Origin of the sequence: Amycolatopsis sp. NPDC004169, assembly GCF_040610315.1 — a bacterium.
Classification (GTDB): domain Bacteria; phylum Actinomycetota; class Actinomycetes; order Mycobacteriales; family Pseudonocardiaceae; genus Amycolatopsis.
Map to the genome: position 1 here is coordinate 44,405 of NZ_JBEXMD010000055.1, position 14,311 is coordinate 58,715.

Consider the following 14,311-nt stretch of genomic DNA (forward strand, 5'->3'; position numbering starts at 1 on the left):
CTCGTGACCACCCCACTCCACCTGCACGAAGAGATCGCCTCGGCGCTGCGTGACGGGCACCCCGTCGTCGCGCTGGAGAGCACCATCCTGTCCCACGGCCTGCCGCCGGGCCGCAACCTCGACGTCGCCCGCCGCCTCGAAGGCGTGGTCCGCGACGGCGGTGCCGTCCCGGCCACCATCGCGGTGCTCGACGGGCGGGTCGTCGTCGGCCTCTCCCCCGCCGAGCTCGAGCGCGTCTGCGCGCCGGACGCCGGCCTGGACAAGCTCTCGCTGCGCGACCTCGGCCCGGCCATCGGCCTCGGCCGCTCGGGCGCGACGACCGTGGCGAGCACCTCGGCGCTGGCCGCCGCGGCCGGCATCGGCATGTTCGCCACCGGCGGGCTCGGCGGCGTGCACGTCGGGGCGGCGCAGAGCTGGGACGTCTCGGCCGACCTCGGCGTGCTGGCGAAGGTGCCGACCGTGGTCGTCTGCTCCGGCGTGAAGTCGGTCCTCGACATCCCGGCCACCCTCGAGGTGCTGGAGACGAACTCGGTGCCGGTGCTGGGCTACCGCACCGACGACTTCCCGGCGTTCTACCTGCGCTCGTCCGGCCACCGGGTGGGCTGGCGGGTCGACGACCCGAAGCAGGCCGCCGCCGTGATCGACGCGCACCGCGCGTACGCGGATTCCGGTGTCCTGCTGGCGAACCCGATCCCGGAAGCGTCCGAAATGGACCGGGAGCTGCACGACCGGCTGCTCGCCGAGGGCTTGGCGCTGGTCGAGGCGCAGGGCGTGCACGGCGCCGACGTCACGCCGGTGCTGCTGGAGCACTTCCACACCGCGAGCGGCGGGGTGAGCATCGACGCGAACGAGGCGCTGGTGCTCAACAACGCGAAGCTGGCGACCGAGGTCGCGGTGGCGCTGGCATGAGCGAGCTCGCGAGTGAATCATCCGGCACCGGCGGGATCGTGGTGGTCGGGGACGCGGCGCTGGACGTGATCGCCCGGCACGACAAGCCGTTGCCGCACGGTGGCGACGCCCGCGCGAAGATCCGGTTCACCGGCGGCGGCGCGGGCGCCAACACGGCGCTGTGGCTGCGGCACCTCGGCGCCGAGACGACGCTGGTCGCGCGGATCGGCGACGACCCGGGCGGCAGGCTCATCCGGGCCGAGCTGGAGGCGGCGGGCGTGCGGTGCGCGTTCGCCGTCGACGCCGAGGCGCCGACCTGCTGCGTCGTCGTCATGGTCGACGGGTCCGGGCAGCGCAGCATGCTGGCCGACCGCGGGGCGAACCAGCGGTTCGCGCCCGAGGACGTCACCCCCGAGGCCCTGGCGGGGGCGAGCCACCTGCACCTGTCGGGGTACGTGCTGCTGGACCCGCCGTCGCGCGCGGCCGGGCTGGCCGCACTGGCCGTGGCGAAGGAGGCGGGGCTGACGACGTCGGTCGACCCGCAGGCGGCCGCGCACATCACCGACCCGGCCGCGTTCCTGGCCGACGTCCGCGGGGTCGACCTGCTGATGCCGAACACCGAGGAGCTGGTCGCGCTGACCGGCTCGGCGGATCCGGCGAGCGCGAAAGAACTGCTCGGCACGGTCGGGGCGGTGGTCGTCACCGCCGGGCTGGCGGGCGCCAGCTGGGTCGACGCCGACGGCGTCACCAGCGTGCCCGCGGTGGAAGCCGAGTGCATCGACTCCACCGGCGCGGGCGACGCGTTCGACGCGGGCGTGCTCACCGGGTGGCTGGCCGGGGAGTCCACTGTGGACGTCCTGCGGCACGGGACCCGGCTGGGCGCGCTGGCCGTCGGAAAGGTCGGCCCCCAGCCGGTCTGATGCTCAGCCGTCGATCACGCGGTGGGTGGTGCCCTCGATCGCCTTCGGCTCGTGCTCGTACCGCGAGATCTTCTCGGTCTTGCGGGGCGGGCGGTCGTTGGCGATCAGCACCGCCACCCACGGCAACGGCACGGAGATCGCGAGGAACCCCAGCGCCAGCCACCAGGTGTGGTAGGTCAGCCCGGCGAGGATCAGGCACGGGATCCGGCAGGCCATCATGATCACGTACTTGCGCTTGCGGGCGGCGAACTGCTCTTCGTACGACGGGGCCGCCCCGGTGATCAGCACCGGGTCCGAGTCCTTGGCGGGCGTGGTCACTGCACCACCTCCACCGTCCATCGTCCCACTTGCGCGGTTCATCCGACACCTGGGTGGGACAACCGGCTCACCGCGGCGGCGACGAGGGTTTCGATGCCGGTGCGCAGGGTCGGGTGCAGCACCGGGGCGAACCGCGGCGAGTGGTTGGACGGGATGTCGCGCTCGAACCGGCCCTCGGTCATCGCCGTGATGACCGTCTGCGGGTCGTAGCCGCCGACCAGCCAGAACACCGACGGCACGCCCGCCGCCCGGCCGAACTCGCTGAAGTCCTCACTGCCGGTGACCAGCGGGGCAGGCAGCACGACGTCGGCACCGAACCGCGCGCGGAACACCTCGGTGAGCGCCTCGTTGGCGGCTTCGTCGTTCTCGGTGATCGGGTAGGAACCGGACCGCTCGATGTCCGGCGGCTTCGGCGCGCCGGCGGTGGCGGCCTCGCCATTGACGATCCGCTCGACCGCGGCCAGCACCCGCTCGCGGACGGCCTGGTCGAAGGACCGGACGTTGACCTCCAGCACGGCGTCGTCGGCGATCACGTTGCTCGCCGTGCCCACGTGCAGCGACCCCACGGTGACCACGGCCGAGTCGGTGGCGGCGATCTCGCGCGAGACGATCGTCTGCAGCTTGAGCACCACGGACGCGGCCAGCACGGCCGGGTCGACGGTGGTCTCCGGGCGCGAGCCGTGCCCGCCGCGGCCGTGCAGGGTGACGCGCAGCGTGTCGGTGGCGGCCATGATCACGCCGGGCCGGGTGAGCACCCAGCCTGCCGGGCCGGGGACCAGGTGCTGCCCGAACACGACGTCGGGCTTGCCCGCGATGTCGAACAGGCCGTCGCGGACCATGGCCGACGCGCCGCCCGCACTCTCCTCCCCCGGCTGGAACACCACCAGCAGCGTGCCGGACCACGTGTCACGGCCCTTGGCCAGCAGGGCGGCGGCGCCGGAGAGCCAGGTGGCGTGCATGTCGTGCCCGCAGGCGTGCATGACCGGGACGTCCTTGCCGTGCTCGTCGGTGCCGCGGGCGGTGCTGGCGTAGGACAGCCCGGTCTTCTCCTCGACCGGCAGCGCGTCGATGTCGGCCCGCAGCAGCACCGTCGGCCCGTCGCCGTTGCGCAGCACGCCCAGCACGCCGGTGCCGGCAATGCCGGTGTGCACCTCGTAGCCGTCGTCCTCCAGCCGCCGGGCCAGCTCGGCCGCCGTCCGGTGCTCGGCGAAGGACAGCTCCGGGTGCCGGTGGAAGTCGATGTACAGCGCTTCGAGCTCGGGCAGCGCCGCGTCGAGCGGGGCGAGGACGCGTTCAAGGGTCACAGGGGCCATCGTGGCAGCATTACCCACCGTGAGCACGCGAAGCGTACTGCCCGACCTGTCCGACGACGTCTGCGCGCGGCTGCGCGAGGCCTTCCGGCGCACCTCCTACGACGCCGACGGCGTGGTGGCGGCCCTCGGCGGGGCCGCGCACGCGGCGCTGGGCCGCGGCGAGCCGGTTCCGGCCGAACGCGCGAGCCGGGACGCCGGCGACCTCGGCACGCTGATCCGGCTGTTCCTGCTGGGCGCCACCGAGCCGGAGACCGCCGTCAAGGCCGCCCTCGCGCCGCTGGCCCCCGAGGACGCCGTCACCGCGGGGGTGCTGGCGCCGGCCGCGGACGGCTACCGCGCCGCGCTCGACATCCGGCCGCACGGCGACGAGGAAGGCTCCTGGTGGGTCGTCTCCGACCTCGACGCCGACCTGCTCGGCCACACCGTGCCCGAGGACCACGTGCTCGGCGTCGGCCACGCGTCGCTGTCGCTGATCCGCGCGACGAGCCGCCGCCCGGTCGGCACCCTGCTCGACCTGGGCACCGGCAACGGCGTGCAGGCGCTGCACGCGACCCGGCACGCCGGGCGCGTCACCGCCACCGACGTCTCGGAGCGGGCGCTGGCCCTGGCCGCCGCGACCTTCCGGCTGAACGAGCTGGACGTCGAACTGCTGCGGGGCGAGTGGTTCGCGCCGGTCGCGCGGCGGAAGTTCGACCAGGTCGTCTGCAATCCCCCGTTCGTGGTCGGCCCGGCCCGCGTGGACTACACCTACCGGGACTCCGGGCTGGCCGGCGACGACGCGAGCGCGCTGGTCGTGCGGCAGCTGCCGGGCTTCCTGAACGACGGCGGCACCGGTCACCTGCTCGCGTCCTGGCTGCACACCTCCCGCGAAGACTGGGCCGACCGGGTGAGCCGCTGGCTGCCCGCCGAGACCGACGCCTGGTTCGTGCAGCGGGACGTCGCCGACCCGGCGCTCTACGTCGGGACGTGGCTGCGGGACGCGGGCCTCGACCCGCGGTCGGCCGAGGGCCGGGCGAAGGCGGCGGCGTGGCTCGACTGGTTCGCCGCGAACGACGTCCGGGGCATCGGCTTCGGCTTCGTCACGCTGCGGCGGGCGGCCGGGCGGACGCCGACCGTGGTGTGCGAGGACCTGCGGCAGGCCTACGACGACCCGCTGGGCCCGGAAGCGGCCGGGTGGCTGGACCGGGTGGACTGGCTGCGCGAGTCGGGTGATTCCTTGCTTGATGTCCGTTTTGTGGTGCCGGAAACGGTTTTGCTGGAAAGCGTCGACGAACCCGGCGACGAAGGCTGGGAGACGACCGTCCGGCGGTTGCACCGCACCGACGGGCCGGGCTGGCAGCACGAGGTCGACGAACTGGCCATGCGGCTGCTCGCGGGCTGCCGCGGCGCGCTGCCGCTGGAGGACCTGATCGAGCTCCTCGCGGCCGCGCAGGGCCTGTCTTCGGAGGAGCTGGCGGCCGCGGCGCTGCCCGTCGTCCGGGAGCTCGTGCGGCACGGGATGCTCGTCCCGGCGGACCGGTGAGGGCGGTCGTCGCCCGCGTCACGCGGGCGGACGTGACGGTCGACGGCGAGGTCGTCGGCGCGATCGACGAGCCGGGTTTGCTTGTGCTGCTGGGAATCCACGTCGGCGACGACGCCGCCAAAGCCGCCACGATGGCCCGCAAACTGCACGAACTGCGGGTGCTGCGCGACGAGGAATCATGCGCCACGGCGAATGCGCCACTGCTCGTGGTGAGCCAGTTCACCCTCTACGGCGACACGAAGAAAGGGCGGCGGCCGTCGTGGACGCAGGCGGCCCGGCCGGAGGTCGCCGAGCCGTTGGTGGCGTCCGTCGTTGCCGAGCTGCGCGGCCGCGGCGCCACCGTGGCGACCGGGCGTTTCGGGGCGATGATGGCGGTCTCGAGCGTCAACGACGGTCCGTTCACGGTTCTGGTAGAGGTCTAGACCACTCCATCCCGGTTCGGTTTCCCACCGGATTCATATGGAATTCTCAGGTTCGCCGGTCACGGAACGTTCTCAGGAAAAGCTCAGCCTTGATTCAGCAACCGGATCGCTCCCGCAGCCGTCTTCTCCTATGACGAGCCGGGAACGTTTTGGGAACCCGGAGCGTTGTGCCAGATGTCCAGCCAAGCCGGCCGGACCGGCGAACCGGGATCCACAGGCCCCGGTCCGCGGGTACGCACCCGGTGGACGACCGCAGCAGCACGTTCAGCCCGTGACCGGGGAGGCAGAATGTCAGTCCAGACTCTCGAACGCGAGTCTCGCGGGATTCGCGAGCGCATCCCGGCTCAGACGACCGAGGAGCCGTCGCTGGGCGTGGGGGCGCTCACCGACGCCGACCTCGACGCCCAGAGCCCCGCCGCCGACCTCGTCCGCGTCTACCTCAACGGCATCGGCAAGACGGCCCTGCTGTCCGCGGCCGACGAGGTCGAGCTGGCCAAGCGCATCGAGGCCGGCGTGTTCGCCCAGCACATGCTGGACACCGCCGAGGACCTCACGGCCAAGCGCCGCACCGAGCTGGCCGCCCTGGTGCGCGACGGTCACGTGGCCAAGAACCACCTGCTGGAGGCGAACCTCCGCCTGGTCGTCTCGCTGGCCAAGCGCTACACCGGCCGGGGGATGCCGCTGCTCGACCTGATCCAGGAGGGGAACCTGGGTCTGATCCGCGCGGTGGAGAAGTTCGACTACTCCAAGGGGTTCAAGTTCTCGACGTACGCCACCTGGTGGATCCGGCAGGCCATCACCCGGGGCATGGCCGACCAGGGCCGCACCATCCGGCTCCCGGTCCACCTGGTGGAACAGGTGAACAAGCTGGCCCGCATCAAGCGAGACCTGCACCAGCAGCTGGGCCGGGACGCCACGCACGAGGAGCTGGCGGCCGAGTCGGGCATCCCGGCGCACAAGATCTCGGACCTGCTCGACCACTCGCGTGACCCGGTAAGCCTGGACATGCCGGTCGGCACCGAGGAGGACGCCCCGCTGGGCGACTTCATCGAGGACTCCGAGGCGACGGACGCGGAGAGCGCCGTGATCTCGGGCCTGCTGCAGGACGACCTGCGCCGCGTGCTGGCGACGCTGGACGACCGCGAGCAGCACGTGATCCGCCTGCGCTACGGCCTCGACGACGGCCAGCCCCGCACGCTCGACCAGATCGGCAAGCACTTCGGGCTGTCCCGCGAGCGCGTCCGCCAGATCGAGCGCGAGGTCATGTCGAAGCTCCGCCAGGGCGAGCGAGCCGACCGGCTCCGCGCGTACGCCAGCTGACCGCTTCCCGGAAAGGGCGGGTGCCATGGGCACCCGCCCTTTTTCGTGCGCGCAAGCCGATGACCAGCCACGCAACCGAGCGCGAAAATTTTCCACGAAAACCGCGTTTCACCGTTCACGAACGCGGGTAGCAACCCTCCGCCAGCACCCGTTCGGCGGCGTTGACTTATGACCTGCGTCACGCCAGCCTCGTCAGAGGCGGCCACGGAGCGACCGTGCTCGGCCCGCAGGCCTCGCAACCGGGTGTGCACGCACCCGGGAGCTTTCCCCGGGAGGTCGGGTCCGTCGGGGTGGACCCGGCCTCCCGACCAGCTTCCGCCCCAGCCCATCGCCACGCGTACCCAGACGGACGACTCGCGTACCGGAAGGGTCGGCGCGCGCGCCCGCAGGGCACGCGCGTTTCCCAAGACCGAACCGGCAGGGACGACCGAACGGAACCACAAGCCAGACCTCCCCCAACCCCGATCCGAAGCCACAACACGGCCGGCGGTGCCGGGTCAAGGCATCTTTCCCGCCTTGACGCGGTACTGCCGGCCGTAGTCACAATCGGGCTTCGGGGTTGTGGAACCGCACAGAGTCACAGCGGAACGAGCAACCGCGTGGGGTGGCCCACAGTGACCGGGTGCTCATATCCGGTACGAGCCCACCCTGCGTAGGGTGGACCGATCCCGGAGCTGGCAAAGGAGCCTGGCAGTGCCGTCCACCACGTTTCAGCACACCGAAGTCCTCCCGCTGGGCAAGGACACCACCACCGAATACCGGTTGGTCACCGACGAAGGCGTCGAAACCGTCGAAGCCGCCGGGCGCACCTTCCTGAAGATCGCCCCGGAAGCGCTCACCACCCTGGCGCGCACCGCCATCACCGACATCCAGCACTTGTTGCGCACGTCACACCTGCAGCAGCTGCGGGCGATCGTCGACGACCCCGAAGCCTCCGGGAACGACCGGTTCGTCGCCATGGACCTGCTGCGCAACGCCGCCATTTCGGCCGGCGGCGTGCTCCCCATGTGCCAGGACACCGGGACCGCGATCGTCATCGGCAAGCGCGGCGAAGGCGTCCTCACCGGCGGTGACGACGAGCGTGCCCTCTCGCGGGGCATCTTCGACGCCTACCAGCAGCTGAACCTGCGGTACTCGCAGATGGCGCCCGTCACCTTCTGGGACGAGCGCAACACCGGCACCAACCTGCCGGCGCAGATCGAGCTCTACCACAAAGACGGGCAAGACGACCCGGCCTACGAATTCCTCTTCATGGCCAAGGGCGGCGGCAGCGCCAACAAGACGTTCCTCTACCAGGAAACGAAGGCCGTCCTGAACCCGAAGCGGCTCGCGCGCTTCCTCGACGAGAAGCTGCGCAGCCTCGGCACCGCGGCCTGCCCGCCGTACCACCTGGCGATCGTCGTCGGCGGCATGTCGGCGGAGTTCAACCTGAAGGTCGCGAAGCTCGCCTCCGCGCGCTACCTCGACAACCTCCCGGGCGAGGGCTCCGAGCTGGGCCACGCCTTCCGGGACCGGGATCTCGAGCAGCAGGTGCTGGAGATGACCCGCCAGTTCGGCATCGGCGCCCAGTTCGGCGGCAAGTACTTCTGCCACGACGTCCGCGTCATCCGGCTGCCCCGCCACGGCGCGAGCTGCCCGGTCGGCGTGGCCGTGAGCTGCTCCGCCGACCGCCAGGCCAAGGCGAAGATCACCGCCGACGGCGTGTTCATCGAGCAGCTGGAGCGCGACCCGGCCCGCTTCCTGCCCGACGTCACCGAGGAAGACCTCTCCGACGACGTCGTGAGCGTCGACCTCAACCGGCCGATGGCCGAGATCCGCGCGCAGCTGTCGCAGCTGCCGGTCAAGACGCGGCTTTCGCTCACCGGGCCGCTGGTCGTCGCCCGGGACATCGCGCACGCGAAGATCGCCGAGCGGCTCGACGCCGGCGAGGAGATGCCGGACTACCTGAAGAACCACCCGGTCTACTACGCCGGCCCGGCGAAGACGCCCGAGGGCTACGCGTCCGGCTCGTTCGGCCCGACCACGGCCGGGCGGATGGACTCCTACGTCGAGCAGTTCCAGGCCGCCGGCGGCTCGCTCGTCATGCTGGCCAAGGGGAACCGGTCGAAGCAGGTGACGAACGCCTGCCAGGCGCACGGCGGGTTCTACCTCGGCTCGATCGGCGGCCCGGCGGCGCGGCTCGCGCAGGACTGCATCAAGAAGGTCGACGTCCTCGAGTACGCCGAGCTCGGCATGGAAGCCGTGTGGAAGATCGAGGTCGAGGACTTCCCGGCGTTCATCGTCATCGACGACAAGGGCAACGACTTCTTCGCCAGCACCGGCGACCCGGTGCTGCAGATCAGCTTCCGCTAGCGCACGGAAAAGGGGGACACCGGCCCGCCGCCGGTGTCCCCCTTTTTCCTTCGCTCAGCCGACGCGCTCGATCCGCGCGCGCCGGATGAGGAACTTGCCGGGCTCCCGCACCTGTTCGAAGGCCGCGTTGTTGAGCAGCGTGCAGCTGCCCGACACCGACGTCACCTCGACGGTCGTGCTCTTGGAGTTGTCCAGGTTCGTGACCTTCAGCTTGGTCCCGGCCGGGAACTGGTTGCTGGACGCGGCCGGTGCGCCGCCCTCGCCGGAGAGCGTCACGGTCGAACCCGGGCAGACCACCTGACCCACCGCGCCACCGGCGGCCGGTTGTTGCTCCTGCTTCTTCTGCTGGCCGGGCGCCTGGGCCTTACCCGGCGCGTTGCCGGAATTCCCGGGCGCCGCAGCCGCTTGACCGTTGTTCGGCGCGACGTTCGCCGTGCAGCCCGCAACTTGCCGCCGCTGCTGGATCAGGTCCACGACCGCCTGCCGGTTGGCGATCCGCGCGGCCGACTGCGCGTCGGGGTTCGCCTGCTGGCCCGCGATGAAGTTCAGGTTGTTCTGCAGGGCGGTGTCGAGGCCGCCGCAGTTCTCCTTGGGCGCTTCGGCCGCGTTGCCCGCGGGACTGCTCAACGCGATGGCGGTCGCGGTGACACCGGCGACGCCCAGCAACGCGGCCAATCCGACGGTCGCCTGCTTGCGGTGCCGGCCACTGCTCAACCGGGGCATGGGGCCCTCCTCTCTGATCGCCACCTCACCCCGGGACACGGCTCCGGGCGCGGTGGTGGTTCAGCGGAAGGGCTGACAATTTTCGACATCTTCGACGAACCGGACCACGGGTGCCCACTGGTCCGGACCACGATCGTCCACTGCGGACAGCACGCGGCCCCGGGGCGTTCCCGGGGCCGCGATCCGTTACTTGGGTGGCGTGGTCTTCAGCACCACCGTGCGCTGGTCGAGCGGCGCGGCCAGGCTGACCGAGATGACCGGGTACCGGATGTCCATCGTGCACATCTGGTTGGTCTGGGCCTTCGTCTCGCTCAGGTTGACCACGACGTGGTCGCCCGCCTGCTCGGTCGCTTCGCCGAGCGCGTGCCCGCAGCCGCCCTCCTGGGCGCGGATGTTCAGCACGGTGCCGCCGTTGGCGGTCCACACCTCGCGCGGGAAGCCGGCGGGCAACGCGGTCGCGTCGATCTGCTTCGCCGGGACCTGGGTGCTGCCCTCGGGAACGGTCAGCCGCGGCTTGCCGGGCGGATTGGGCTCGGCCGGCGCCGGCAGCACGGACTCACTCGGCGAGCCGCTCGGCGCGGCCGGTGTCGTCACGGTGCGGGCGGGTGCCTCGGACTGGCTGCCGGACATGCTCGGGCCGGCGCAGGCCGTCACCATCAGCAGGAGCGCGCCTGTCCCGACCACCTTCGCTGAGTACCTCATGCCCGGAAGACGGAACGAAGGGCGCGCGGGGTTGCACCGACCGGGCTCGAACGTGGTCCCCGACGCAGCCGGCCGACACTGCCCCGACCAGGTCCGGATATGGTCTGGGAGGGCCGCCCCGGGCATCCCGGGCCGGCCCTCCCAGCGTCTTCAGCGGTTCAGCCCTGGCGGAGCACGACCGTGCGGCTGCCGAGCGGTTCGGCGAGCGCCAACGGGACCGTGATCTCCTTGAGGTAGTCCGGGCACATCTGGCCCTTCGGCGCCGAGGCCACGGCGACCAGCACGACCACGTGCTGCGCCGTCTGCTCACCGACCCGCGCCGAGACGCGGCGGCAGCCACCCTCCTCGGCCTGCAGGATCAGGGTCTTGCCGTCCAGGCTGCGGGTCAGGCTGCGCGGGTAGCCCTCGGGCAGCGCGCGGGCGTCGACCTGGGTCTCGGCGATGACGTCGTCCCCGGGCGCGATGCCCTGCGTCGGCCGCCCGACCGTCTGTGACGGCGGCGGGCCGGGCGTGGGTGTTCCCGGCACCGCCGTCGCCGATGTCACCGACATCGTGGACGAAACGGACTCCGGACCGCTCCCCGCCGGGGCGCCGGCGCCGGAATTCGCCGCGCAGGCCGTCGCCGTGAGCAGCAGCAAGCCCGCGCCCAGCAGTTTCACCGTCGTACGCATACTCCCCAGACGGAGTGAACGCCCGCCGGGTTGCATCGGCTCACCGATGGGCGGCGCGGCCGAGGCGGGTGGTGAAGCTGAGCCGGTCGCCCCGGTAGAGCGAGCGCACCCGCTGGAACGGCACCCCGTCCGGACCCCACGAGACGCGGTGGGTGAGCAGCATCGGCAGCGCCGGGTTCGTCCCGATCAGCAGCGCCTCGCGCGGGGTGGCCAGCACCGTCTCGACCCGCTCCTCCGCGCCGTCGAACACCGCGCCGAGCTGCTCGGCCAGGCACGCGTACAGCGACTGCTCCGGGTCGAAGACATCGAGGAGGTCCGGGAACCGGGCGGCCAGGAGATATGTCGACTCCAGCCCGACGCGCTCCTCCTCCGCCAGCAGCACCCGCTCGAGGTGGAACACCTCGGCGTCCGAGGTCACCTGCAGGTCGGCGGCCAGCGCGCTGCCCGCCGGGCGGCGCTCCAGGGTGATCACCGTGCGGCCCGGCCGGACGCCCTGGCGCCGCAGCCCCTCCGTGTAGCTCACCAGGGCCAGCGGCTGGACGAGCTTGGGACCGGCGATGTAGGTGCCGCTCCCCTGGCGGCGGCTGAGCCGCCCCTCGAGCACCAGTTCCCCGACCGCCTGCCGTACGGTCGCCCTCGACACTTCGAACCGTTCGCACAATTCCCGTTCGGTGGGCAGCACCGCGCCTTCGCCGAGTTCCGCGATCACCGCCAGCAGTTCGACCTTGACCGCGTAGTAACGCGGGACACGGCCGTGTTCGGGAATCCCGTCGAGGACGGGACCGTCGGCGGACAGGCGGGAATGGCGCGAAGGGGCGGGCACGGAATCGACCCTATTCGGTTTCCGGCACGCTGTGGTTCGCTGTGGCACGAACCACGGCCGCCACTTGGAGGATCACCCGGATGCCCCCGACTTCCCTCGACCGCAGGCTCGGCCTGGCCGACGCCGTTTTCCTGGGCCTGGGCTCGATGATCGGCGCCGGGGTGTTCGCCGCGTTCGCCCCGGCGGCGCGCGCGGCGGGGGCCGGATTGCTCATCGCGTTGGTCCTTGCGGCCGCCGTCGCCTACTGCAATGCGATGTCCTCGGCGCGGTTGGCCGCGATTCACCCCGAATCCGGGGGAACTTACGTTTACGGCCGGGAAAGGCTCGGTGAATTCTGGGGCTACCTGGCCGGGTGGGGATTCGTCGCCGGGAAGACGGCCAGCTGCGCCGCGATGACGCTGACCGTCGTCGCCTACGCCGCACCCGGCCTCGGGCAGCCGTGGCGGAGCCTGCTCGCCGTCGCGGTGGTCGCCGCGCTCACCGGCGTCAACTACTTCGGCGTGCACCGGTCGGCGCTCGCCACCCGGGTGATCGTGTCGTGCACCCTGCTCGTGCTCCTGGTCTCGGCCGTGGCGATGGCCGCCGGGCCGTCCGCGGGCGGCCCGCTGGTCGCCTGGCCGGGTGGCGGCGGCGTGCTCGAAGCGGCCGGGCTGCTCTTCTTCGCCTTCGCCGGGTACGCGCGGCTCGCCACCCTCGGCGAAGAGGTCCGCGACCCGGCCCGCACCATCCCCCGGGCCGTCCCGCTCGCCCTCGGCATCACCCTCGTGGTCTACGCCGCACTGGCGGTGCTGCTGCTCGTCCGGCTGGGCCCGGCCACGCTCGCCGCGAGCCCGGACCCGATCGCCGCGGCCGTCCCGGGGTGGCTGGCACCGGTCGTGCGGGTGGGTGCGGCGATCGCCGCGCTCGGCTCGCTGCTCGCGCTCATCCTCGGCGTCTCGCGCACGACGCTGGCGATGAGCCGCGACGGCCACCTCCCCCGCTTCCTCGCCGCGGTGCACCCGCGCTACCGGGTGCCGCACCGGGCCGAGCTCGCCGTCGGGCTCGTCGTCGCCGTCCTCGCCGCGACGCTCGATCTCCGCGCGGCGATCGGCTTCTCGTCCTTCGCCGTGCTGACCTACTACGCGATCGCCAACGCCGCGGCGTTCACGCTGAGCGGGAAGGCCCGGCCGGTCGCCGTGCTGGGCCTGGCCGGGTGCGTGGTGCTCGCCTTCAGCCTGCCGCTGCCGTCGGTGCTCGCCGGGGTCGGCGTCCTGGTGCTGGGCGCTTCGGCCTACGGCGTTCGTCGGATCCGCCGGTGAGAAATCACCCAACCGCCCGAAACATCCGAAGAAAGTCGGTTGTCCCGATCGGCGCGCACCTGGTGTAGTCGTGGGGCCACCGTCGGCACCGGCTTCCACTGTGGACACTGGAAGGACTGATCCCCTTGGCTCCCAAGCGCTGGTTCACCCTGCTCAGAAACGCCACCACCGCACTGGCCGCGGTCGCCGCGGCCGCGTCGTTCGCCACCCCGGCGATCGCCGCCCAGCCGCCGTCCACCGACGTCGTCGGCGGGACCCGGGCCGCCCAGGGCGAGTTCCCGTTCATGGTGCGGCTGTCGATGGGCTGCGGCGGCGCCCTCTACACCAACCAGATCGTGCTGACCGCCGCCCACTGCGTCAGCCGGACGGGCTCGAACACCTCGATCACCGCGACGGTGGGCGTGGTCGACCTGCAGAGCACGAGCGCCAAGAAGGTCAAGTCGACCTACGTCTACCAGTCCCCCACCTACGGCACCTCGACCGGCGGTGACTGGGCGCTGATCAAGCTGGCCAGCCCGGTGAGCGGGCTCTCGACGCTGCCGATCGCGACCACGTCGACGTACAACACCGGCACGTTCACGGTGGCCGGCTGGGGCGCGGCGACCGAGGGCGGCTCCCAGCAGCGGTACCTGCTCAAGGCGTCGGTCCCGTTCGTGGCCGACTCCACCTGCGCCGCGCAGGGCGGCAGTTACCCCGACCTCATCCCGAGCGCGGAGATCTGCGCGGGCAACCTGACCTCCGGCGGCGTCGACACCTGCCAGGGCGACTCCGGCGGCCCGATGTTCCGCCGCGACGCCAACAACGCCTGGATCCAGGTCGGCATCACCAGCTGGGGTGACGGCTGCGCCCGTCCGCACGCCCCCGGCGTCTACACCGAGGTGAGCACCTTCGCGTCGAAGATCGCCGCGGCCGCCGCCACGCTGTAACCGCTTTCGCTGAAGGGGGGCCCCCCCGGGGGGGCCCCCGACCGCCGGGGTGTTGCAAAGGGGCACGGGGTGTTAGGAAAAGGGGAACAGTTAGGGGGCGAACACGGGGGGCC

Annotated in this window: 14 protein-coding genes; 8 read left to right on the forward strand and 6 right to left on the reverse strand. The window is 72.0% G+C overall.

The features are described from left to right. Positions 1 to 3 precede the first annotated feature (3 nt). Both ABZX11_RS43030 and ABZX11_RS43035 read left to right on the forward strand, forming a co-directional pair. On the forward strand, positions 4 to 909 hold the full coding sequence (locus ABZX11_RS43030; RefSeq protein WP_354924337.1) for a pseudouridine-5'-phosphate glycosidase: 906 nt from the start codon (positions 4 to 6) through the stop codon (positions 907 to 909). Beyond that, entirely contained in the window at positions 906 to 1,808 is a 903-nt protein-coding gene (locus ABZX11_RS43035; RefSeq protein ID WP_176176072.1) for a sugar kinase, read from the forward strand. Before ABZX11_RS43030 ends, ABZX11_RS43035 begins: the two co-directional genes overlap by 4 nt. Before the next feature lie 3 nt (positions 1,809 to 1,811). Here ABZX11_RS43035 and ABZX11_RS43040 read toward each other — a convergent pair whose 3' ends face one another. Then, a complete protein-coding gene (locus tag ABZX11_RS43040) occupies positions 1,812 to 2,147 on the reverse strand; it encodes a DUF3099 domain-containing protein (protein WP_176178273.1) in 336 nt (111 codons plus the stop codon). Positions 2,148 to 2,164: 17 nt separating this feature from the next. Next, positions 2,165 to 3,430, reverse strand: a complete 1,266-nt coding sequence (locus ABZX11_RS43045) for an amidohydrolase (protein ID WP_176176071.1) — start codon at positions 3,428 to 3,430, stop codon at positions 2,165 to 2,167. Between the two features lie 28 nt (positions 3,431 to 3,458). On the opposite strand from ABZX11_RS43045, the gene ABZX11_RS43050 reads away from it, so the two are divergent. From ABZX11_RS43050 to ABZX11_RS43065, 4 genes are all read left to right on the forward strand, one after another. Continuing rightward, complete coding sequence (locus ABZX11_RS43050; RefSeq protein WP_176176070.1) at positions 3,459 to 4,961, forward strand: methyltransferase; 1,503 nt, start codon at positions 3,459 to 3,461, stop codon at positions 4,959 to 4,961. Further along, entirely contained in the window at positions 4,958 to 5,383 is a 426-nt protein-coding gene (gene dtd / locus ABZX11_RS43055) for a D-aminoacyl-tRNA deacylase (RefSeq protein ID WP_176176069.1), read from the forward strand. The genes ABZX11_RS43050 and dtd overlap by 4 nt, the downstream gene beginning before the upstream one ends. Before the next feature lie 288 nt (positions 5,384 to 5,671). Beyond that, a complete protein-coding gene (locus ABZX11_RS43060; RefSeq protein WP_254897244.1) occupies positions 5,672 to 6,703 on the forward strand; it encodes a sigma-70 family RNA polymerase sigma factor in 1,032 nt (343 codons plus the stop codon). Between the two features lie 693 nt (positions 6,704 to 7,396). Beyond that, positions 7,397 to 9,055 carry a fumarate hydratase gene (locus ABZX11_RS43065; RefSeq protein ID WP_176176068.1) on the forward strand — a complete coding sequence of 553 codons (1,659 nt, stop codon included), beginning with the start codon at positions 7,397 to 7,399 and terminating at the stop codon, positions 9,053 to 9,055. Positions 9,056 to 9,109: 54 nt separating this feature from the next. On the opposite strand, the gene ABZX11_RS43070 is transcribed toward ABZX11_RS43065, so the two are convergent. The 4 genes from ABZX11_RS43070 to ABZX11_RS43085 all read right to left on the reverse strand — a co-directional run bounded on the left by ABZX11_RS43070 (position 9,110) and on the right by ABZX11_RS43085 (position 11,974). Next, positions 9,110 to 9,778 carry a hypothetical protein gene (locus ABZX11_RS43070; RefSeq protein WP_176176067.1) on the reverse strand — a complete coding sequence of 223 codons (669 nt, stop codon included), beginning with the start codon at positions 9,776 to 9,778 and terminating at the stop codon, positions 9,110 to 9,112. A 186-nt stretch (positions 9,779 to 9,964) separates the two neighbouring features. After that, on the reverse strand, positions 9,965 to 10,462 hold the full coding sequence (locus tag ABZX11_RS43075; RefSeq protein WP_176178271.1) for a hypothetical protein: 498 nt from the start codon (positions 10,460 to 10,462) through the stop codon (positions 9,965 to 9,967). A 176-nt stretch (positions 10,463 to 10,638) separates the two neighbouring features. Continuing rightward, positions 10,639 to 11,151: a hypothetical protein gene (locus ABZX11_RS43080; RefSeq protein WP_354924341.1), complete on the reverse strand. Its 513-nt coding sequence runs from the start codon at positions 11,149 to 11,151 to the stop codon at positions 10,639 to 10,641. A 40-nt stretch (positions 11,152 to 11,191) separates the two neighbouring features. Then, entirely contained in the window at positions 11,192 to 11,974 is a 783-nt protein-coding gene (locus ABZX11_RS43085) for a GntR family transcriptional regulator (protein WP_354924343.1), read from the reverse strand. 80 nt (positions 11,975 to 12,054) lie between these two features. On the opposite strand from ABZX11_RS43085, the gene ABZX11_RS43090 reads away from it, so the two are divergent. Both ABZX11_RS43090 and ABZX11_RS43095 read left to right on the forward strand, forming a co-directional pair. Then, positions 12,055 to 13,272, forward strand: a complete 1,218-nt coding sequence (locus tag ABZX11_RS43090) for an amino acid permease (RefSeq protein WP_354924345.1) — start codon at positions 12,055 to 12,057, stop codon at positions 13,270 to 13,272. Between the two features lie 125 nt (positions 13,273 to 13,397). Then, a complete protein-coding gene (locus ABZX11_RS43095; protein ID WP_176176063.1) occupies positions 13,398 to 14,198 on the forward strand; it encodes a serine protease in 801 nt (266 codons plus the stop codon). Positions 14,199 to 14,311: the final 113 nt, after the last annotated feature.